Origin of the sequence: Dissulfurirhabdus thermomarina (genome assembly GCF_012979235.1) — a bacterium.
Taxonomy (GTDB): Bacteria; Desulfobacterota; Dissulfuribacteria; order Dissulfuribacterales; family Dissulfurirhabdaceae; genus Dissulfurirhabdus; species Dissulfurirhabdus thermomarina.
Genome location: NZ_JAATWC010000002.1, coordinates 237,110 through 256,599, shown reverse-complemented (window position 1 = coordinate 256,599; position 19,490 = coordinate 237,110). Strand labels below are relative to the sequence as shown.

Genomic DNA, 19,490 nt, shown 5'->3' with positions numbered 1-19,490 from the left:
TGCCGGGGCCGTCCGCCTAGTGCCGGTGGCAGACGAGGTGATCGTCTCCGGGGATGAGGGCCTGGGCCCGGGGCGACGAGCAGAACTCGGCGTGGGAGCCGTGGAAGACCAGGCGCTGGTTCAGGCAGGCCACCTTGGTGACGTGCTTGTTCACCACGCCGATGTCGTGGGTCACGAGGACGATGGTGAGCCCCCGGCGGTTGAACCGGTCCAGCATGTCGTAGAACTGTCCCTGGGACTCGGCGTCGATGCCCGTGGTGGGTTCGTCGAGGAAGAGGATGTCGGGGCGGTTCACCAGGGCCCGGGCGATGAAGACCTTCTGCTGCTGGCCGCCGGAGAGTTCCCCGATGCGGGTCGCGGCGTGCCCGGACATGCCCACGGCCGCCAGGGCCGACCGGACCGCCTCACGGTCGGCCGGCCCGAGCCACCGCGGGAACCGGGCCCGGGCCAGGCGGCCGAGGCCCACCACCTCCGAGGCGGTGATGGGGAAGAGGGGATCGACGTGGGTGGCCTTCTGCGGGACGTAGCCCACGCGGTGCCAGTCGTGGAAGGCGGCGAGCGGCGTCCCGAAGAGGCGGACGGTCCCTGACCTGGGGCGCAGGAGCCCCAGTATGATCTTCACCAGGGTGGACTTCCCGGAACCGTTCGGGCCGATGACGGCCAGGAAGTCTCCCTCGTCCACGCGGAGCGAGACATCCTCCAGGACGAGGTGAGACCCGAAGGCGTGGTGGACGCCTTCCACCTCGATCACCGGTCGGCCGGTCTCCGTTTCCATGGCGGGAGCTTACCCTCGGCCCGGGCCGGGTGCAAAGAGATAGGTGAGAAACTTGTAGACGAGGCGGGCCGCGGTGTATTCGGGGGCGGCGAGACCCGGGAGCGGGGCGAGTTCCACCACGTCGAAGGCGGCCACCCGGCCCGTTCCGGCCAGGGCGCGGAGGAAGGCCAGGATCTCGTCCCAGGACAGCCCTCCGGGTTCCGGGGTCCCCACCGCCGGCATCACGGCGGGGTCCAGGCAATCGAGGTCGATGGTGACGTAGACGGGGATGTCCGGGAGGCCGTCCAGGAGCCGCCGGACCGCCCCCGCGCAGTCGGCCTTCACCTCCCGGGCCCAGATGGGCGGGCGCCCCTCGGCCCTGAGAAATTCCATCTCCGGCCGGGAGAGGGATCGGATCCCCACCTGCCGGACCCGGGCCGAATCCCAGATCCGGCGCATGACGCAGGCGTGACTGTAGGGGGAGCCCTGGTAGTTCTCCCGGAGGTCGGCGTGGGCGTCGAACTGCACCACCGCGAGATCCCCCACCCGCTCGCGCAGGGCGGAGACCGCCCCCACCGTGACGCTGTGCTCTCCGCCGAGAACCACCGGGAAGGCCCCGACCGACAGGGACTCGGATACGGCGGCCCGAACGGCCTCGATCATGGCCTCGGGGGGCAGGACGGGCTCGAGGGGCGGCCGGGTGTAGAGGCCCAGGCGCCAGACCTCCGCATCCAGCTCCTCGTCGTACCACTCCATGTGGGGCGAGGCGGCCAGGATGGCCGACGGCCCGAGTCGAGCCCCGGGCCGGTAGCAGGTGGTGGCGTCGAAGGGGACGGGGATGAAGTGGATCCTGGCCCTCGAGGGATCCGCGACGGCGCCTTCGGGCCCGAGAAAGGCGAGGGTCACTTCAGGCGGACATCCGGGCGCGCTCGTCGCGGACGAAGTGCTGCACCCGGCGGATCACCTTGGGGAACTCGTGACCCCGGTCGAGGATCTTGATCTCCACCTTTTCGATCTCGAAGATCTCCTTGATGTGGTCGATGGCCGCCTGGGCGTCGAAGGGCTTGCAGGAGAAGATGTCCAGGCTGAGGTACATCTTTTCCGGGAAGGTGTGGATGCTGATGTGGCTCTCGGCGATGAGGACGAAGCCGGAGATCCCCCAGTCCTCGGGGACCTGGCCGGAATACTTGAAGACGTAGGGCGGCATGATCTTCGTCATGTGAATCTCGTCGGGATACCGGCTGAGAAAGTCGTAGATCCCGTTGATGTCCTTGAGTTTTTTGGGGTTGCAGCCGTACCCGTCCAGCATGAGGTGTTGGCCGAAGCCGTATTCGATGTCCTGCATCGCCCTGTCCTCCTAGAACGTGGGGGGAGTCACCACCCACAGGATCTGAGTCTCCCGGTCGCTGGTGTTGCGCAACTTGTGGCGCCGGTCCGCTGTGAAGTAGAAGCAGTCTCCCCTCGAGACCCGATAGGCCCGGGAGCCGACCTGGATCGTGGCCGCGCCCTTCAGCACGAAGCCGAATTCCTGCCCCTGGTGGGGTCGGTCCTCCCAGGTCTCGGCGCCGGGCTGGAGCGTGAGGAGGACGGGCTCCATGTCGCGGCGCTGCGAGGCCTGTACCAGGAGCTCCACCCGCAGGTCCTCCCGGGAGTCGGAGGTCTGGATCCGGTCCGATCTCCGGTAGACCACGGGCTCCCGGGTCTGTTCCTGGAAGAAATCGGCCAGGCTCTCGCCGAAGACGTCCAGGATGTCCTTCAGGGTGGCCAGGGAGGGGGACGTGAGGTCCCGCTCCAGCTGGCTGATGTAACCCTTTGTCAGGCCGGTCCGGTTGGCCAGCTCCTCCTGGGTGAGGTTGTTGGCCAGCCGCAACCGCTTGAGTTTCTCCCCGATGCCAAGGCTCATCCAGGCGATCCGGGCGGAGAGTTTATAATTACTAAACAACCTTTTTGCATTGGCCGCCTTTATACGAACAAGACAGGGGGATGTCAAGGGGCAAGATGATGTTGCGGTCGGCATCGCCGGTCGTGGTCCGCGGCTGCGTGCGCGGGCCCGACCCCGGTGTCGGCCGGCCCCGGTCCGGCCGGGTCCATCGCGGCTGCGGCTGCTGGAGCCTAACGGGAGTTCATGGAAAATCTCGGCCGGCCGAAAACGAAATTGACGCCGGTGGGGGAATCCATTATAAACGGCCCTTGGTCGCCACCGTCTTGATGGCCTCGGTCAAAAGGCTTCAGCGTGGATGGCTCAGCGAAAGATCGCCGAATGCAAGGCGCGAGGATGTCGAGGAACGAGGCGTACTCTACGGTACGCCGCCAGTGACGGGAACATCCGAAGCACCACGGCAGCCCGCGACTTTTTGCGACGCCATCCGTCTTGCACCCGGCCAGCCGCGCCCTCGTCCAGATGAGCAAAGACCGCATCCTGATAGCCAACCGAGGCGAGATCGCCATCCGGATCATGCAGGCCTGCCGCGATCTCGGCCTCGACTTCGTGGTGGTCTACACGAAGGAAGACGAGGAATCCCTCCACGTCCGGCTGGCGCAGGAGGGAGCCAAGGGACGCCGCGCCTGGCGCATCTCCAACTACCGGGACCCCAACGACATCTTCGCGGTGGCCGACGTGGCCAAGTGTACCGCCATTCATCCCGGTTACGGGTTCTTCTCCGAGAACTTCCGGTTCGCCCGGCGGGCCACCCTCCGCAACCGGCCCCTGGTCTTCATCGGCCCCAGGTGGGAGGTGATCCGGGACCTCGGCAGCAAGATCAACACCAAGCGCCGGGCCCGGGAACTCGACATCCCGGTGATCCCCGGCTCGGACCGGCCCATCTACAACGAGATCGAGGCCGAGGAGCTGGCGCGGGAACTCTTCTACCTCCAGGAGGAGCAGGGGCTGCGCCAGCCGTCCATCCTCGTGAAGGCCTCGGCCGGCGGCGGGGGCATGGGAATCGAGGAGGTGACCCACCTCGACACCTTCCGGAGCGTCTACCGGCGCATCCAGAACTATGCCAAGCGGCAGTTCGGCGACGAGGGCGTGCTCATCGAGCAGTGCCTCAGGGACTATCACCACCTCGAGGTCCAGCTGCTGTGCAGCCGGCACGGCGAGGTGGTGCACTTCGGGACGCGCAACTGCACCATCCAGAGCACGGGACGGCAGAAACGGGTGGAGGTGGCCCCGGGTTTCGACGCCGGCACCTTCGAGTATCCCTTCGACGCGGACCGGGTCCTCCGGGCGATCGTGGACTACTCCGTCCGGCTGGCCACCGAGGTGGGCTACGACAGCGTGGGGACCTGGGAGTGGATCGTGACCCGGGACGGCCGTCCCTATCTCCTCGAGGTCAACACGCGGATCCAGGTGGAGAACGAGATATCGGCCCGCATCTCGCGGATTCGGGGGAAGAAGGACCCCCCGAACCTCATCCGGGAACAGATCCGGACCGCCCTCGGCGAACGGCTCGGCTACGCCCAGAAGGACATCTCCTTCCAGGGAACCTGCATCGAGCTCAGGATCGTGGCCGAGGACACCCGGCGGGGGTTCGCACCTTGGTGCGGCACCATCACCCGGTTCGAACATCCCGAGCACCCGTGGCTCACGGTGCATTCCCACGTGCCGCGGGACCGGCCCTACAAGATCCCGACGGAATACGATCCGAACCTCGCGCTGGCCATCGTCTGGGGGGAAGACACCCCCCAGGCCCAGGAGCGGGCGCGGCGGTATCTTTCCGAGGTGGTGATGGAAGGGGAGGGACCGGACGGAGGGAGCATCCTGGTCAACCTGGATTACCTGCGGGAGCGCCTGGACGACATCCTGCAATTCCGATGACCTCGCAAGAAGGACGGACTCCGCCGGCGGCCAGCCGGTCGGGGCCGCGAACGGAGACGGACCCCGGGCACACCCCCCGCAGGAACCGATGACGAAGACCCTCATGGCGGACAGCGGAAAGATCATCGCCGATCTCGCGGACCGGATCTCCTACCTCGTGGACATCAAGGGGGGCGGAGACTGGGCCAACCTCGACGAGCTCCTGGAGCGCGTCCACCGGCTCAAGGAGTCGGTCTTCGACCTCAGCGAGGCGGCCCTCTTCGAGGAGCTCCGGCTGCTCGAGGAACGCATCTCCTTTCTCGAAGACCGGACGGCGGAGAAGCTCACGCCGGCCGAGATCGTCAACATCGTCCGCAGCCCCCAGCGTTTCACCCTGGGCGACATCCTCGAGAACGTCTACGACTCCTACACGGAGCTCGGCGGCGAGGGCGACTGCAACGTGGATCCCGCCGTGGTGGTGGCCCGCGCCATCCTGAACCGCCGGGTCAAGAACCGCGTCTACAGCCACCAGGTCATGGTCATCGGTCACGAGAAGGGGAGGGGCGAAGAGTTCCGAAACGGCGGCTGCGCCAAGCCCTGGGGGAACGAGAAGGCCCTTCGCTACATGAAGGTGGCCGAGATCGAGGGCATCCCCATCCACTTCTTCATCTTCACCCCGGGCTCCTACCCCATAGAAGACTTCCCCGGCGCCGCCCAGCAGATCGCCCGCAACCTCTACAAGATGGCAGGGCTGCGCGTGCCCATGGTTTCCTTCATCTCCGAGGGCGGTTCCGGCGGGGCCGAGGCCATCGGGCTCGCCGACCTCCGGCTCATGGGGTCGCGGGGATACTACTCCGTCATCTCGCCGGAGGGGGCGGCGGCCATCGAGGGCAAGATCCGCGAGGGGCAGAAGGTCCCGAAGGAACTGGTGGACCACTGCGCGGCCCAGCTCCGCATGACCGCCGCGGACAACCTGCGGCTCGGCACCGTGGACCGGATCGTGGAGGAGCCCCCCCTGGGCGCCCGGAGGGAAGACTACGGCTTCTTCCGCCGGCTTCGCTACGAGATGATCCGGGCCACGGACGAGGTGGTGCTCAAGACCAAGAGCTTCCGCGCCTTCCGGGCCTACGCCTTGAAGAGCCAGGGCCGCGAGGGCGACCCGGTCCCCGACGAGTTCGACGTGCTGGTGGGCTGGGAACTCACCGACCTCGAAAAGGACCGGCTGGTGGAACTGCGGTCCAAGAAGTACCGGGACATGGCCCGCCGGTTCCTCAAGGAGCACCAGGGCGGGCTCTCGAAGGGGCTCGGCAGGGCCCGCGACATCGCCGCGAGGAGCTACTACGAGCTTCGCTACGGCCTGCTCCGGGCCCACCAGCGCCAGGTGCAGAAGGTGATCGAGGAGGTCTCCAGCGAGGGCTCCGTCTTCCTCCGGAAGGTGACCGAGCCCGTGAAGGCGGCCTACGACTTCGTCTTCCCCAAGCCCAAGCGGCCCGCCAAGGCGGTGCGGACCGACGGCGCCGACACCTCCATCTTTGTCGAGGAGTGGGAGACCTACGTGAGCCCCCTGGCCAACGAGGACCGGACCGTCTCTTGCCCCAACGCCGCCCGCCGCGGATGCCAGGACCTCTGGGTCCCCGACCTCTACGGGGAGTTCTGCGGGGTCTGCCCCACCTGCGGGCACCACTTCCCGCTGGAATACCACTGGTACCTCGAGAACCTCTTCGACAAGGGCTCGGTCCGGGAGTTCAACGCCCACATCGCCGCCGGGAACCCCCTCGGGTTCGAGGGGTTCGACAAGCGGCTCCGGCGGGACGTCAAGAAGACCGGCCGCCGTTCGAGCATGATCACCTTCGACGCCAAGGTCCAGGGGATCAAGCTGGTGGTGGCCATGCTCTACAGCGACTTCCGAAACGGCACGGTGGGGTCCGCCGAGGGGGAGAAGTTCGTCCGGGCCTGCGACCGGGCCCGCACCACCCGGCGTCCCCTCCTGGCCTACATCCACACCACGGGGGGCATCCGCATCCACGAGGGAACCCTGGGCGTCATCCAGATGCCCAAGTGCACCGTGGCCGTCCGGGAATACATCGAAAGCGGCGGCCTCTACATCGTGGTCTACGACAACAACTCCTACGCGGGCCCGGTGGCGAGCTTCCTGGGCTGCTCGCTCTACCAGTTCGCCATCCGCTCGAGCCGGATCGGCTTCGCCGGCCCGAGGGTGATCCGCGAGACCACCGGGGAAGACGTGCCCCCCGACTACCACAGCGCGAAGAACGCGCTTCGCCGGGGCCACATCCAGGGCATCTGGGACCGGAAGGAGTTCCGGAAGAACCTCTTCAACGCCCTCGTGCGGATGGGCGGACCCCACCTGTACTACAAGTAGGCAAGTAGGCGGCCATGGACCTCAACCTCAACGACCTCTTGCGCCAGTACCGTTCCGACCCGTACGAACACTACCGCGTCGAGGCGGTGCACACGGGGGTGGTCACCTTCCGGGTCCGGGACGGGGACGAGGTGAACGGTCCGTCCGGGCGCTGGATGCACCGGCCCGGCTCCCTGCTCTACCTCCTGGAGCGGGAGCGGAACGTGAAGAAGATCTATTCCCCCTGGAGCGGGATCGTGGCCGACGCCGCCCTGGACCTCGATGGACGCTTCGTCGAGGCGGGCGAATTCCTCATGTCCATCCGGCACCGCCTCGGCAAGGAGGAGATCATCGACCGGATCCTTACCCGGGTGCTCCACATCTTTGCCGCGCCCCAGCGGGCCCGCTACTTCCTGGTGCCGGAGCTGGCGGCCAAGATCGAGAAGGCGCCGGGGGAGTCCGTCCGCGTCCGTCCCGGGGACGAGGCCATCATCATGTCCCTCATGAAACGCGACACCCTCATCCATTACGAGGGGCTGGCCGGGGTCATCTACAAGGTCTACTTCCAGTCCGGCGCGCTGGTGGAGCAGGGGGCGCCGCTGCTCGGCATCTGCCCCCCGGAGAAACTCCCCTACGTCCAGCGCGTGATCCAGCGGGTGCGGACCGAGTGGGAGGAATGAGATCAAGGCGGCCCTGCTCGCACTCCAGTTCCTGACCGTTGTCTCCATTGCCCCCCGGCTCGAGGCCGGGGCGGCCGATCTCCGGCGATCCCTGGCCTTCTTCCCGGCGGTGGGCCTCCTGCTCGGGGGGTTGCTCGCCGGGTTCGACTGGGCGGCCAGGGGCCTGTGGCCGAGCCCGGTGGTGGGGGCCATGGAGGCGGCCTGGCTGGCCCTTCTCACCCGGGGCCTCCACATGGACGGGTTGGCCGACACCGCCGACGGCCTGGCCTCCGGCTTCGACGCGGCCCGGTCCCTCGAGGTGATGCGGGACAGCCGAAGCGGGGCCCTGGGCGTCCTGGCCGTGGTCCTCGTGCTGCTGCTCAAGGCCACGGGGCTTGCCGCGCTCTCCGCCGGGGGAGCGGCCACGGGCTTCTTCTGCCTGGTGCCCTGCCTGGCGCGGTGGGGCATCAACGTCCTCGGGGCGCTTTCCCCCTACGCCCGCCCGGGGGAGGGGCTGGGACGGGCCTTCACCGGGGCCGGCGCGGCCCGGGCGCTGCCGGCGGCGGGGCTCACGGCCCTCGGGGCGGCCTATCTCCTGGGGGGAGCGGCGGGCCTGGCGGCCTTCGCCGGGGTCACGGTCCTGAGCGCGGCGGCGGCGGCCTGGTTCCGGCACCGGCTCGGCGGGGTGACGGGGGACGTCCTCGGCGCCCACGCGGAGGTGACGGAGGTGGTCCTGGTCCTGCTTTTCTGCCGGCTTTCGGGGGGATGAAGATGCCCGGCGGAGGGGAGGGACGGGCCACCCGGATCTGGCTCCTGCGCCACGGCGCCGTCGAGGCGCCCGAGGGGGTCTACTACGGCCAGATGGACGTCCCCCTCTCGGACCTCGGGCGCCGGCAGAGCGAGGCCGCCGCCGAGGGGCTCCGGGGCGTGGCCCTGGACGGCATCTTCTCCAGCGACCTCGGCCGGTGCCGGTACCTGGCGGAACTCCTCGCCAAGGACCGGCCGGGGGTGCCGCTCCATTTGACATCGGACCTCCGGGAGCTAGAATTTGGCGAATGGAGTGGATGGCACTGGAACGACATCGAGCGAAGGGCCCCGCACCTCCTGGCCCGGCGGATGGCGGACCTGGCCGCCTTCCGGCCGCCCGGCGGGGAGAGCCTCGGTGACCTCCTGGCACGGGCCTGGCGGGTGGTGGAGGGAATCGTCCGGGGCGACGCCGGCGGGACCTTCGCCCTGGTGGGGCACGGGGGGACCAACCGGGTGGTGCTGGCCCGGGCCCTGGGGCTTCCCCTGGACCGGGTCTTCTGCCTCGGGCAAGACCTCGCCTGCCTCAACTGCCTGGACCTCTTCCCGGACGGCAACGCCGTGGTCCGGCTCCTGAACGGCCGGGTGCCTTGGGACGCAGGCGCCCGGGAACCCTTGTAAGATCACGGGTCCTATGGTAATGAACAGCGGATTTCACGGCGGCGTAGCCAAGAGGCTAAGGCGACGGTCTGCAAAACCGTTATTCCCCGGTTCAAATCCGGGCGCCGCCTCCAGATCTTCCACGGATTGCGGGCCCCCGGCCGGCAATCCGTTTTTTATGATGACGTCGCAAAAAGCGACCAATTGCCGTGTTGCTTTGGATGTTCTCGTCACTGCGGCGTACTCCAAGTACGCCTCGTTCCTCGCGAGGGTCGTGCCGTGTCCTTGGCGATTCCCGAGTAGCCATCCACTTACGAGGCCATCTTTCGTGGCTGCCGCCGGCGGGCCGCCACCCGGGGGCATCGGCATGAGGATCGTGGCATGAGGATCGTGGTCATCGGCGCGGGGGCGGTGGGCCGCCACCTCTGCGAACAGCTCTCCCTGGAGGACCACGAGGTGGTGCTCGTGGACCGCCGGCCGGACCGCCTCCGCCGGCTCGGAACCGATCTCAACATCCTCACCGTGGAGGGCAACGGCGCCTCCGCCGCCTGCCTCCAGGAGGCGGAGGTCCACAAGGCGGACCTCTTCATCGCGGTCACCGACATCGACGAGGTCAACCTCGTCGCCTGCATCATGGCGGGGGCCCTGGGCGTCCGCCGGCGCGTGGCCCGGGTCCGGAACGAGGAATACCTCTCCGGCGATTCCCCGCTCAACGAGCACAGCCTCGGCATCGACCTCCTCATCAACCCGGACCAGGCCATGGCGGACGAGATCGTGCGCATGAGCTCGGTCTCGGAGGCCTTCGAGGCCGTCGACTTCGCCCACGGAGAGGTGGTGCTGCTCGGGTACGCGGTCCGGGAGGAGAGCCCGGTGGCCGGGATGTCGCTTGCCGACCTCAAGGGCCTCGTGGGGCTCTACGACTTCCTGGTGGTGGCCATGGTGCGGGAGGGGGTCACCCTGATCCCCAGGGGCGACGACGTCATCCAGCCCGGCGACCGGATCTACCTGGTCATCAAGCGGCGGGACCTCCCGGCCTTGGAGGAACTCCTCAACGTCCGCCGCCGCGCCGTCCGAAAGGTCTTCATCATCGGCGGCGGGCGGGTCGGCTACCGGGTGGCACGGGCCCTGGAACGCCAGAAGATCGACGTTCGGCTGGTGGAGAAGGACCCGGCACGGTGCGAGCTCCTGGCGGAAAAACTCAAGGATACCATCGTCCTCAACTTCGACGGGCTCGAGGCCCACGAGCTCATCGCGGAGGGGATCGACCAGGCCGACCTCGTGGTCACCGTGACCCACGGGGACACCACCAATATCCTGGCGAGCCTCCTCGCCAAGCACCACGGGGCGAAGAAGTGCATCACGCGGATCACCCGCCCCGACTTCATCCCGCTCCTCGGCAAGCTCGGGATCGACGTGGCCCTCTCCGCCCGGCTGGTGGCCGCGGACATGATCCTGCGTTTCGTCCGGCGGGGCGCCATCCTCTCCGTGGCCTCCCTGGTCGGGAGCGAGGCCGAGGTGGTGGAGCTGGTCCTGACCGAGCGCTGGTCGCACCTCGGGCGGCCGCTCCGGGAGATCTCCTTCCCCCGCGGTGCCAACATCGGCGCCGTGGTGCGAAACGGCGAGGTGATCATCCCTTCCGGCGAGACCGTCTTTCAGCCCCTGGACCGCCTCATCGTCTTCACCCTGAAGAAGGCGGTCCCGGAGGTGGAGGCCTTCCTCTCGTCATGAGATCCGGAACCGTCGCCGTGCTCCTGGGGTGGCTGCTCGTCTTCCTGGGGGCGGCCCTCTTGGTTCCCGTAGCGGTGAGCATATACTTTAAAGATGGATCTTATCCATTTTTTATTTTGTCCTCTTTGATAACTATCCTTTTGGGGGTTGCCCTGGCCGGCCTCTTCAGGGCCGACCGGGAGATCGGCAACCGGGAGGGGTTCGCCGTGGTGGCCCTCGGCTGGATCGCGGCCGCGGGGTTGGGCGCATTGCCCTTCTACCTCTCGGGGGCCGTCCCCTCGTACCTCGACGCCTACTTCGAGGCCATGTCGGGCTTCACCACCACGGGGTCCACGATCCTCCGGGAGGTGGAACCCCTGGGGCCGAGCCTCCTCTTCTGGCGGGCCCTGACCCAGTGGCTGGGGGGCATGGGGATCATCGTCCTCTCCCTGGCCATCCTCCCCGTCCTCGGCATCGGCGGCATGCAGCTCTTCCAGGCCGAGATGCCGGGGCCCACGAAGGACCGGCTCTCGCCCCGGATCCAGGACACCGCCCGCATCCTCTGGGGCGTCTACGTCCTGCTCACCCTCGCGGAGACGGTCCTGCTCCGCCTGGGCGGGATGGGGCTCTTCGACGCCGTCTGCCACTCCTTCGCCACCATGGCCACCGGCGGCTTCTCCACCCGGACCGCCAGCGTGGCGGCCTTTCACAGCGCCTGGGTGGACGGCGTCGTCACGGTCTTCATGGTGCTGGCCGGGATCAACTTCACCCTCCACCACCGGTGGCTCACCGGCCACCTCCGCCCCGTCTGGCGGAACGAGGAGCTGCGGTTCTACCTCGGCGTGGGCCTGGCGGCCACGGCCATCTGCACCCTGGTCAACGTGGGTTCCGGCACCTATGCCGACTGGGGCGCCAGCTTTCGCTATGGCGCCTTCCAATCCTGGTCCATCCTCACCACCACCGGCTTCGGTACCGCCGACTTCGACCGGTGGGCCCCGGTGTGCCGCCTGCTGCTCGTCACCCTCATGTTCCTCGGCGGCATGGCGGGCAGTACCGGCGGCGGGATCAAGCACGTCCGGGTGCTCCTCTTCTGGAAGTTCACCCGTGTCCAGGTCCGCCGCCTCATCCACCCGAGGTCCGTGGAGGTCATCAAGCTCGACGGCCGGCCCGTCCCGGACGACGTCATGAAGGGGGTCCTCGGGTTCCTCGCCCTCTACTTCGCCGTCTTCGTGGCGGCCAGCCTGGTGGTGACCTGGACGGGGGTGGACCTCGTGACCGGGACCACGGCGGTGGTGGCCACCCTGAACAACATCGGGCCGGGGCTCGCCGGGGTGGGGCCCCTGGCCAATTTCGCCGACCTTCCGGCGCTCGCCAAGTTCGTCCTGGTGATCTGCATGGTGGGCGGCCGGCTGGAACTCTACACCCTTGCGGTCCTCCTGGTGCCGGGTTACTGGAAGGGACTGCGGGCCCCCAGGTTCCGGTGGCGGCGTCCGCCGGGCCCGGCCGAGGGCGGCCGGCGGGCGGCGGCCCCCTGAAGGGCACCCCGGTCCGGCACGAGGCACAGGAGACACAGGAGGTCCTTTCGATGGCACTCATGGACATCACCGTGGTCCCCATCGGCACCGGCTCCACCAGCGTGGGGACCTACGTGGCCGAACTGGCGGCACTGCTCCGCCGGGAGGGCGTCCCCTTCCGGCTCACCGACATGGGCACCCACGTGGAGGGCCCGGCGGAGGAGCTCTTCCGGCTCGCGGCCCGGCTCCACGAGGCCCCCTTCGCCGCCGGGGCCCGGCGCGTCACCACCGTGGTGAAGGTGGATGACCGGCGGGACCGGGAGGTCCACCTCGGCGACAAGGTCCGCTCCGTGGAGGAACGGCTGCGGTGAGCCGCCGTCACCGAATCGGGTCCTGGGTGGTGCTCGGCCTGTCCCTGGCGGCCCTGGTCCAGGGGCTCTTGGCCGGGGAGGCCGAAGTGCTGTGGCGAAAGGCGATCACCGTGTGCCTGAGCTGTATCGGGATCGGGTAGACCCGTGGAACGGCTCCGCAGGTGGTGCCAGGTCCTCTTCGCACTGGCCGGGAACGCCTACTGGCTCTTTCCCTGGAGGGCGCCCCTCTACCAGGGACCGCTCAAGAAGGCCTGCTTCCCCGGGCTCAACTGCTATTCCTGCCCGGCGGCGGTGGGGGCCTGCCCGCTGGGCGGCCTTCAGAACGCCCTGGCCGCCCTCCGGCCCACGCTGCGGGCGGGACAACTCCAGCTCGGGGGATACGTGGCCGGGTTCCTGGGCGTGGTGGGGTCCCTCGGCGGGCGCTTCGTCTGCGGCTGGATCTGCCCCTTCGGCTTCCTCCAGGAAGGACTCTACCGGCTGCCGGTCCCCAAGTTGGGGCTCTGGCGCCCCCTCCGCTGGATGCCCTACGGTTTTCTCCTGGTCTTCGTGGTGGCGCTGCCGCTGCTCGCCGTGGACCGCCTGGGCTACGGCGCCCCGTACTTCTGCAAGCTCGTCTGCCCGGCGGGGACCCTCGAGGCGGGGTTGCCGCTCCTTGCCCTCCACCCGGAACTTCGGGCGGTGGCCGGGTGGCTCTTCGTCCACAAGCTGGCGGTCCTCGTCGCCCTGCTCGCCTGGTGCACCATGACCCTCCGGGCCTTCTGCCGGACGATCTGCCCCCTGGGGGCCATCTACGGCCTCTTCAACCGGGTGAGCTTCCTGCGCCTTCGATTCCACCCGGACCGTTGCGTCGCCTGCGGGGCCTGCCGGACGGTCTGCCCCACCGGCGTTTCCTTCTTCGACGGGGTGGACGGGCCCAACACCCCGGCCTGCATCCGCTGCCTCCGGTGCCAGGCGACCTGTCCCACCCGGGCCGTGACCCTGGAGTTCGGCCCCGTCCGGGCGGCCGAAGAGACCGCCCCGGAGAAAGACCATGCGAAGGCCTGACGGACGCGCCCACGACGAGGTCCGGCCCATCACGGTGCAGCACGGCTACCTCGCCCACGCCGAGGGATCGGTCCTCTACCGCCAGGGGCAGACCTGGGTGCTCTGCGCCGTGACCGCGGAGGCGGAGGTTCCACCCTTTCTCCGCGATTCGGGGTCGGGCTGGATCACCGCGGAGTATGCCATGCTGCCGAGGTCCACGGCGGTTCGTGTGCCGCGGGAGGGGCGGGCCGGCGCCGTCCGGGGCCGCACCCACGAGATCCAGCGGCTCATCGGGCGGTCCCTGCGGGCCGTGGTGGACCTCGAGGCCCTCGGGCCGCTCACCCTCCGCGTGGACTGCGACGTCCTCCAGGCGGACGGCGGCACCCGGACCGCCTCCGTGACCGGCGCCTTCCTGGCCCTGCGGGACGCGGTGGCCACCCTCCTGGAACAAGGGCGGATCGACGAGGATCCCGTCCGGGACACCCTCGCCGCGGTGAGCGCCGGGATCGTGGACGGGACGGCCCTCCTCGACCTGGACTACGCCGAGGACGCCGCCGCGGAGGTGGATGCCAACTTCGTGCTCACCGGCTCCGGCCGCCTGGTGGAAGTCCAGGCCACGGCCGAGGCCGCCCCCTTCGAGTGGGCCGAGTTCGAATCCCTGGCGGCGCTGGCCCGTTTCGGGGTGGAGGTCATCCTCGCAAGGGTCGCGTCGTGAGCCTCGAAAGGCGCATCGTCCTCGCCACGCACAACCCCGGCAAGGTCCGGGAACTGGCGGCGATCCTGGGGGATCTCGGGCTCCGGGTGGAATCCCTCGCCGGGCACCCGGAAGTCCCGGAGGTGGTGGAGGACGGCGCCACCTTCCTGGAAAACGCCCTCAAGAAGGCCCGGACCGTGGCCTCTGCCACGGGGTGCCTCGCCCTCGCCGACGACTCCGGCCTCGTGGTGGACGCCCTCGGCGGGGCGCCGGGGGTCCACTCCGCCCGGTACGCCGGGGAAGACGCCGACGACGACGCCAACAACCGGAAACTCCTCGCCGAGCTCGCCGGGGTGCCCGAGGCGGCGCGCACCGCCCGGTTCGTCTGCGTGGTGGCGGTGGCCGATCCCTCCGGCGCCTGGACCAGCGCCGAGGGGACCTGCGAGGGGCGCATCGCCCCGGCACCCGCCGGGAGCGGGGGGTTCGGATACGACCCGGTCTTCTACGTGCCGGAGCTGGGGGCCACCATGGCCGAGGTGCCCCCGGAGGTCAAGAACCGCATCAGCCACAGGGCCGCGGCACTCGCAACGCTCAAGCCACGGCTCGAGGCCTTTCTCCGGGAGGGCGCCGAGGGGTGAGGAGGGCGGGGCCGCAGATCAGTCCGCCTCGGCGGCCTTCACGAAGCCGATCTGGTCCACGGGGTTGATCACCGTGGTGGCCACGTTCTTCAGGTGAGCCGAGACCCGCTTGAGGTACCGGAAGATCAGGACGAGGTGGAGAAACTCCCGGGGAACGAACTCCTCGCCGGAGGCCGCCTCGAAGACCTCCCGGAGATGCTGCTCGCAGGCGTCGGCGATCTCCCGGTAGTGGACGAGGGCCTCCCGGGCGGCCTTCTCGTCGTTTCCTTCGAAGGCGCCGCGCACCTTATCGAAGAGTGCCACGGTGCGGGCCTGGAGCTCTTTGACCACGTCGGCCTTCTTCCCCCAGCAGCACCTCTCCGGAAGCATCACCACGAGTTCCCCGAGGTTCTTGGTGTAGTCCCCGATCCGCTCGAGGTCCACCACCACGGTGAGGAGGATGATGGCCTCCACCAGGTCTTCTCCCCGGCAGAAGACGAGGTGCTCCAGGACCTTCTTCCGGACGTCGCGCTGGACCTCGTTGATCTCCTTGTCGAGGTCCTTGACCCGGGAGAGGATGGCGTCGTCGGCGGTGGCGAGCATGGCCGTCATCACCGTCTCGAACATGTGCCGGGCCTGGTCCATCATCCGGAGGGCCTCCGCCCGGGCCTCGGTGACGAGGGATTCCTTCTTGGTGAAGAGCTTGAAGAGCTGGTAGAGCATGCCTCCTCCTTCCGACCCGTCTCAGGCACCGCCGAAGAGGCGGACGAGTCCCTGGAAATCGGTGATGCCGATGAGCAGCAGGGGCGCCAGGAAAAAGACCCCGAGGACGTAATAGAAGGCGACCCGCTTCTTTCGGGTGGCCGCAAGGGCCAGCCGCCGCGCCAGGTTGATGGGGATGCGGCGGATCCGTTCCACGGGATAGATGAGGGCGATCCCCGTGAGGTTGAAGAGCAGGTGCGAGAGGGCCACCACGAGGCCCCCGGAGGGTCCGCCTCCCTGCGTCTCCACCGCCATGGCCGCCAGGAGGGCGGTGACGGTGGTCCCCACGTTGGCGCCGAGGGTCACGGGGAAGACCTGGCGGATGCCCAGAATGCCGGCCCCGGCCAGGGGGACGAGGAGCGAGGTGGTGACGGAGCTGCTCTGGACCAGGGCGGTGCAGACCAGGCCGATCCCCATGCCGCCCAGGGCGCTGCCGCCGACGAACCGGTTGAAGGCCACTTCGAGTCGTCCCATGAGGAGCAGCCGCATCACCTTGACGATCCCGGCCAGCGCCGCGAAGAGCACCACGAACCCCGCCGCCAGGAGGCAGATCCCGGCCAGGGGCTCCCCCAGGCCGGCCTCGAAGGCCCCGTGCACGGCGTGGATCACGGGCTTCGTCACCGCCTTCACCGGGCTCGTGAAGGTGAGGCCGCCGGCCCGGCTGAAGGCCTCGGCAAGCAGCGTGGAGGTGCGGGCCAGGTAGCCCGTGGCCATCTCCACGGGAAGCAGGACGGTCACGGTGAGGAGGTTGAAGAAGTCGTGCACGGTGGCCGCGGCGAAGGCGCGCCGGAACTCGCTCGACCGGGTGATGTGGCCCAGGGAGACCAGGGTGTTGGTGACGGAGGTCCCGATGTTGGCCCCCATGACGATGGGGATGGCGTGGGTGACGTCCAGGGCCCCGGAGGCCACGAGCGCCACCACGAGCGAGGTGGTGGTGGATGAGCTCTGGATGAGGCTGGTGGAGAGGATGCCCACGAAGAGCCCCACAACGGGGTTGTGGGTCAGGGTGAAGAGGCTCCTGGAGAATCCCGCCCCCATGCCCTTGAAGGCGGCCTGCATTCCGCCGATACTGAGAAAGAAGGCGTAGAGCAGGCACAGGAAGGCGACGAAGAGGGCTGGGCCCCGGAGCCTTTCCAGGACGGATCGGCCGGGTCGGGCTGGCAGCGGCGGGCGTGGCATGGCGCAGCGGTGATCCGTCTCCTTGGCTCCGTGATCGCGCGGGGCGGCACCGGGGCCGCTTTTGGTGCCCGGGGCGGGAGTCGAACCCGCACGAAGCGGCGCTTCGAGGGATTTTAAGTCCCTTGTGTCTACCAGTTCCACCACCCGGGCGCCCGGGCCGGGTCTCGTTCGTGCGGCCATCTATACTGGATGACCGCGGGGCCGTCAACGAACGAGGGTGCTTGGCGGGCCGAGGAAAGGGGGGTATTTTCCATGTTCCGCCCGGTCCTGCGGGCCGGGCGACCTGGAAAACGTACCCCCTAAGGAGGCAGACCCGTGAGCAAGGGCAAGGAAAACGTGGCGGCCAACCCCGTGCTGTCCCAGCAGGACGAGGCCATTCGCGACAAGCTCGGCCAGATCGAGCACAAGATCATGGTGATGAGTGGAAAGGGCGGCGTGGGAAAGAGCACCGTCTCCATCAACCTCGCCGTGGGGCTCTCCCTCGAGAACTTCTACGTCGGGCTCCTGGACGTGGACCTCCACGGCCCCAACGTGCCGAAGATGCTGGGCGTCGAGCGCGGCGAGCTCCAGCGGCGGCCCGACGGCACCGTCGGACCGGTCTACTATTCGCCGAACCTCAAGTTCATGTCCGTGGAGCCGCTCCTTCCCGACAAGGATTCCGCGGTCATGTGGCGCGGCCCCATGAAGATGTCCGCCATCCGGCAGTTCATCTACGACATCGAGTGGGGCAAGCTCGACTACCTCGTCATCGACGCCCCCCCGGGCACCGGCGACGAGCCCATGACCGTGGCCCAGATCATCCCCGACGCCTACGCCGTGGTGGTGACCACCCCCCAGGAGGTCTCCATCCTGGACGTCCGCAAATCCATCAGCTTCTGCCGGCATGTCAACATGCCCGTCCTCGGCATCGTCGAGAACATGAGCGGGATGATCTGCCCCCATTGCGGAAAGGCCATCGACGTCTTCAAGCGCGGCGGTGGCGAACGCCTGGCCGAGGAACTCGGCGTGCCCTTCCTCGGCCGCGTCCCGGTGGATCCCCGGATCGTCACCACCGGGGACGCCGGCAAACCCATGATGGCCGCCTATCCCAACAGCCACACCGCCGAGGCCATGGGCAAGGTGGTCCAGCGGGTGATCAACGCCACCCAGATGATGGCCCTGCAGCAGCGGGAGCAAAAGGCCGAAGAGGAGGCCACCACATCCTGAACCGGCGGGTACGGCCCGTCGAAGAGGGGGGACGAGATGACCGAACCAGTCAAGGCGGCGCAGGACCTGGCGAAGGAGATCGAGGACCGGCTCCGGGCCCGGATGGGCCCGTTGCTGGCCCGCTACGGCTACGACCTCGAGGCCCTCGTGACACCGCTGCGCTGGCGCCCCGTGGTGCTGGTCATCGGCAACTACTCCTCCGGAAAGTCCACCTTCATCAACGAGTTGCTCGGCGTGGACGTGCAGCGGACGGGACAGGCGCCCACCGACGACAGCTTCACCGTGCTCACCGCGCCGGAGGGCGAAGAGCCGGAAGGGGAGGTCCCCGGGCCGACGCTGGTGAACGACGAACGTTTGCCCTTCGCCTCCCTCCGCCGGTTCGGCGAGGGGCTCCTCACCCACTTCCGCCTCAAGCGGGTCGCGGCGCCGCTGCTCCGGGAGGTGGCCGTCATCGACACCCCGGGCATGCTGGATTCGGTCACCGAGAAGGACCGGGGCTACCACTACCTGGGCGTGGTCGGGGAGCTGGCCCACCTGGCCGATCTCATCATCCTGATGTTCGACCCCCACAAGGCGGGCACCATCAAGGAGACCTACGAGGCCATCCGGAGCACGCTCCCGGAGGCCACCGGGGAGGACCGGGTCCTCTACGTCCTCAACCGCATCGACGAGTGCGAGAACATGGCCGACCTCGTCCGGGCCTACGGGACCCTGTGCTGGAACCTCTCCCAGATGACGGGGCGCAAGGACATGCCGCGCATCTACCTCACCTTCGCCCCCGGCACCGGCCCGGTCCGCCCGGGGTTCGAGGTCTGGGCCTCCGAGCGCGACGAACTCAAGCGGGAGGTGGGAAACGCCCCCCGGCTGCGCCTCAGCCACATCCTCCACCGGGTGGAGCGGGAGATCCGGGAACTCGCCATGGAGGTGGAGGCCCTTCGGAACTTCCGCCAGCGCTTCGGCCGCCGATTCGCGTGCACCTGCCGCGGCATCGGGGTGGGAGCGGTGGGCGCCTTCCTCTTCACCGACGTCCTGGTTCGGCTCCTGTTGGGGTCCCCGGAGGTGCCCTTCCTGGTGGGCCTGGTGGGCGGCACCCTCACGCCGGAACAGTTCCTCTGGCCCATCATCGGGGTCCTCGGCGTCATCTCCGGCGGCGCCCTCTACATCCAGCGGTTCATGTTCCCCCGGTTCGTCCGCCGCACCCTGGAAGACCTGGACGGCCTCGTCCCCCTGGACACCGCCTACCGGCAGGATCTCTGGAAGAAGGTCTCGGGCCGGGTGCGCCGCCTCGTCGCGGAACAGGCCCCCCGCCAGGTCCTGGTGGCCCATGCACGGAACCTCTCCCGCATCGAGCGTTTCCTGGCGGACGACCTGAAGGCCTTCTACGAGCGCATACAGGCCCGGTAGGCCGGCCGCCCCGAACACACATCATCCGAACGACCTGGAGG

20 protein-coding genes and 2 tRNA genes are annotated in these 19,490 nt (G+C 68.7%); 15 read left to right on the top strand and 7 right to left on the bottom strand.

Annotated elements, in window-relative coordinates:
* Positions 1-16 precede the first annotated feature (16 nt).
* From HCU62_RS04555 to HCU62_RS04540, 4 genes are read right to left on the bottom strand one after another with little or no spacing between them, the layout of a single operon-like run.
* Entirely contained in the window at positions 17-775 is a 759-nt protein-coding gene (locus HCU62_RS04555) for a metal ABC transporter ATP-binding protein (protein ID WP_163297874.1), read from the bottom strand.
* A gap of 9 nt (positions 776-784) precedes the next feature.
* Entirely contained in the window at positions 785-1,660 is an 876-nt protein-coding gene (speB, locus tag HCU62_RS04550; protein WP_163297873.1) for an agmatinase, read from the bottom strand.
* 1 nt (position 1,661) lies between these two features.
* A complete protein-coding gene (speD, locus tag HCU62_RS04545; RefSeq protein ID WP_163297872.1) occupies positions 1,662-2,099 on the bottom strand; it encodes an adenosylmethionine decarboxylase in 438 nt (145 codons plus the stop codon).
* A 12-nt stretch (positions 2,100-2,111) separates the two neighbouring features.
* Positions 2,112-2,657, bottom strand: a complete 546-nt coding sequence (locus tag HCU62_RS04540) for a cupin domain-containing protein (RefSeq protein ID WP_163297871.1) — start codon at positions 2,655-2,657, stop codon at positions 2,112-2,114.
* Between the two features lie 498 nt (positions 2,658-3,155).
* Between HCU62_RS04540 and HCU62_RS04535 the strand changes: the two genes are divergently transcribed.
* From HCU62_RS04535 to HCU62_RS04475, 13 genes are all read left to right on the top strand, one after another.
* Positions 3,156-4,571 (top strand): biotin carboxylase N-terminal domain-containing protein, encoded by a 1,416-nt coding sequence (locus HCU62_RS04535; RefSeq protein WP_163297870.1) that lies wholly within the window; start codon positions 3,156-3,158, stop codon positions 4,569-4,571.
* A gap of 88 nt (positions 4,572-4,659) precedes the next feature.
* Entirely contained in the window at positions 4,660-6,930 is a 2,271-nt protein-coding gene (locus tag HCU62_RS04530) for a carboxyl transferase domain-containing protein (RefSeq protein ID WP_246325261.1), read from the top strand.
* A gap of 14 nt (positions 6,931-6,944) precedes the next feature.
* Entirely contained in the window at positions 6,945-7,589 is a 645-nt protein-coding gene (locus HCU62_RS04525) for a hypothetical protein (RefSeq protein WP_163297869.1), read from the top strand.
* Between the two features lies 1 nt (position 7,590).
* Positions 7,591-8,337 carry an adenosylcobinamide-GDP ribazoletransferase gene (cobS, locus tag HCU62_RS04520; protein WP_163297877.1) on the top strand — a complete coding sequence of 249 codons (747 nt, stop codon included), beginning with the start codon at positions 7,591-7,593 and terminating at the stop codon, positions 8,335-8,337.
* A 2-nt stretch (positions 8,338-8,339) separates the two neighbouring features.
* On the top strand, positions 8,340-8,993 hold the full coding sequence (locus HCU62_RS04515) for a histidine phosphatase family protein (protein ID WP_163297868.1): 654 nt from the start codon (positions 8,340-8,342) through the stop codon (positions 8,991-8,993).
* A 37-nt stretch (positions 8,994-9,030) separates the two neighbouring features.
* A tRNA-Cys gene (locus tag HCU62_RS04510) sits at positions 9,031-9,106 on the top strand.
* Between the two features lie 247 nt (positions 9,107-9,353).
* The gene (gene trkA, locus HCU62_RS04505) at positions 9,354-10,700 is read left to right on the top strand and encodes a Trk system potassium transporter TrkA (RefSeq protein ID WP_163297867.1); all 1,347 of its coding nucleotides are present in this window, start codon (positions 9,354-9,356) and stop codon (positions 10,698-10,700) included.
* A complete protein-coding gene (locus HCU62_RS04500; RefSeq protein WP_163297866.1) occupies positions 10,697-12,214 on the top strand; it encodes a TrkH family potassium uptake protein in 1,518 nt (505 codons plus the stop codon). Before trkA ends, HCU62_RS04500 begins: the two co-directional genes overlap by 4 nt.
* A 50-nt stretch (positions 12,215-12,264) precedes the next feature.
* Positions 12,265-12,564 (top strand): MTH1187 family thiamine-binding protein, encoded by a 300-nt coding sequence (locus tag HCU62_RS04495; protein ID WP_163297865.1) that lies wholly within the window; start codon positions 12,265-12,267, stop codon positions 12,562-12,564.
* Positions 12,561-12,704, top strand: a complete 144-nt coding sequence (locus HCU62_RS04490; protein ID WP_167522299.1) for a CD1871A family CXXC motif-containing protein — start codon at positions 12,561-12,563, stop codon at positions 12,702-12,704. The genes HCU62_RS04495 and HCU62_RS04490 overlap by 4 nt, the downstream gene beginning before the upstream one ends.
* 4 nt (positions 12,705-12,708) lie before the next feature.
* The gene (locus HCU62_RS04485) at positions 12,709-13,608 is read left to right on the top strand and encodes a 4Fe-4S binding protein (RefSeq protein ID WP_163297864.1); all 900 of its coding nucleotides are present in this window, start codon (positions 12,709-12,711) and stop codon (positions 13,606-13,608) included.
* The gene (gene rph / locus HCU62_RS04480; protein WP_163297863.1) at positions 13,595-14,302 is read left to right on the top strand and encodes a ribonuclease PH; all 708 of its coding nucleotides are present in this window, start codon (positions 13,595-13,597) and stop codon (positions 14,300-14,302) included. The genes HCU62_RS04485 and rph overlap by 14 nt, the downstream gene beginning before the upstream one ends.
* On the top strand, positions 14,299-14,919 hold the full coding sequence (locus tag HCU62_RS04475) for an XTP/dITP diphosphatase (protein WP_163297862.1): 621 nt from the start codon (positions 14,299-14,301) through the stop codon (positions 14,917-14,919). Before rph ends, HCU62_RS04475 begins: the two co-directional genes overlap by 4 nt.
* 18 nt (positions 14,920-14,937) lie before the next feature.
* Here the strand turns inward: HCU62_RS04475 and HCU62_RS04470 are convergent, their stop codons facing one another.
* The 3 genes from HCU62_RS04470 to HCU62_RS04460 all read right to left on the bottom strand — a co-directional run bounded on the left by HCU62_RS04470 (position 14,938) and on the right by HCU62_RS04460 (position 16,989).
* Complete coding sequence (locus tag HCU62_RS04470) at positions 14,938-15,621, bottom strand: PhoU domain-containing protein (RefSeq protein ID WP_163297861.1); 684 nt, start codon at positions 15,619-15,621, stop codon at positions 14,938-14,940.
* A 21-nt stretch (positions 15,622-15,642) separates the two neighbouring features.
* Entirely contained in the window at positions 15,643-16,839 is a 1,197-nt protein-coding gene (locus HCU62_RS04465) for a Na/Pi symporter (RefSeq protein WP_163297860.1), read from the bottom strand.
* Between the two features lie 62 nt (positions 16,840-16,901).
* A tRNA-Leu gene (locus tag HCU62_RS04460) sits at positions 16,902-16,989 on the bottom strand.
* A gap of 165 nt (positions 16,990-17,154) precedes the next feature.
* On the opposite strand from HCU62_RS04460, the gene HCU62_RS04455 reads away from it, so the two are divergent.
* Together HCU62_RS04455 and HCU62_RS04450 are read left to right on the top strand one after the other, a co-directional pair.
* On the top strand, positions 17,155-18,045 hold the full coding sequence (locus HCU62_RS04455; protein ID WP_309474763.1) for a P-loop NTPase: 891 nt from the start codon (positions 17,155-17,157) through the stop codon (positions 18,043-18,045).
* A gap of 36 nt (positions 18,046-18,081) precedes the next feature.
* Positions 18,082-19,449 (top strand): dynamin family protein, encoded by a 1,368-nt coding sequence (locus HCU62_RS04450; RefSeq protein WP_163297859.1) that lies wholly within the window; start codon positions 18,082-18,084, stop codon positions 19,447-19,449.
* The last annotated feature ends 41 nt before the right edge of the window (positions 19,450-19,490 follow it).

Coding starts and splice junctions, on each gene's coding strand:
- HCU62_RS04555 (WP_163297874.1), bottom strand. CDS start 775: ATGGAAACGGAGACCGGCCGACCGGTGATCGAGGTGGAAGGCGTCCAC.
- speD (WP_163297872.1), bottom strand. CDS start 2,099: ATGCAGGACATCGAATACGGCTTCGGCCAACACCTCATGCTGGACGGG.
- HCU62_RS04540 (WP_163297871.1), bottom strand. CDS start 2,657: ATGAGCCTTGGCATCGGGGAGAAACTCAAGCGGTTGCGGCTGGCCAAC.
- HCU62_RS04535 (WP_163297870.1), top strand. CDS start 3,156: ATGAGCAAAGACCGCATCCTGATAGCCAACCGAGGCGAGATCGCCATC.
- HCU62_RS04530 (WP_246325261.1), top strand. CDS start 4,660: ATGACGAAGACCCTCATGGCGGACAGCGGAAAGATCATCGCCGATCTC.
- HCU62_RS04525 (WP_163297869.1), top strand. CDS start 6,945: ATGGACCTCAACCTCAACGACCTCTTGCGCCAGTACCGTTCCGACCCG.
- HCU62_RS04515 (WP_163297868.1), top strand. CDS start 8,340: ATGCCCGGCGGAGGGGAGGGACGGGCCACCCGGATCTGGCTCCTGCGC.
- trkA (WP_163297867.1), top strand. CDS start 9,354: ATGAGGATCGTGGTCATCGGCGCGGGGGCGGTGGGCCGCCACCTCTGC.
- HCU62_RS04500 (WP_163297866.1), top strand. CDS start 10,697: ATGAGATCCGGAACCGTCGCCGTGCTCCTGGGGTGGCTGCTCGTCTTC.
- HCU62_RS04495 (WP_163297865.1), top strand. CDS start 12,265: ATGGCACTCATGGACATCACCGTGGTCCCCATCGGCACCGGCTCCACC.
- rph (WP_163297863.1), top strand. CDS start 13,595: ATGCGAAGGCCTGACGGACGCGCCCACGACGAGGTCCGGCCCATCACG.
- HCU62_RS04470 (WP_163297861.1), bottom strand. CDS start 15,621: ATGCTCTACCAGCTCTTCAAGCTCTTCACCAAGAAGGAATCCCTCGTC.
- HCU62_RS04465 (WP_163297860.1), bottom strand. CDS start 16,839: ATGCCACGCCCGCCGCTGCCAGCCCGACCCGGCCGATCCGTCCTGGAA.
- HCU62_RS04450 (WP_163297859.1), top strand. CDS start 18,082: ATGACCGAACCAGTCAAGGCGGCGCAGGACCTGGCGAAGGAGATCGAG.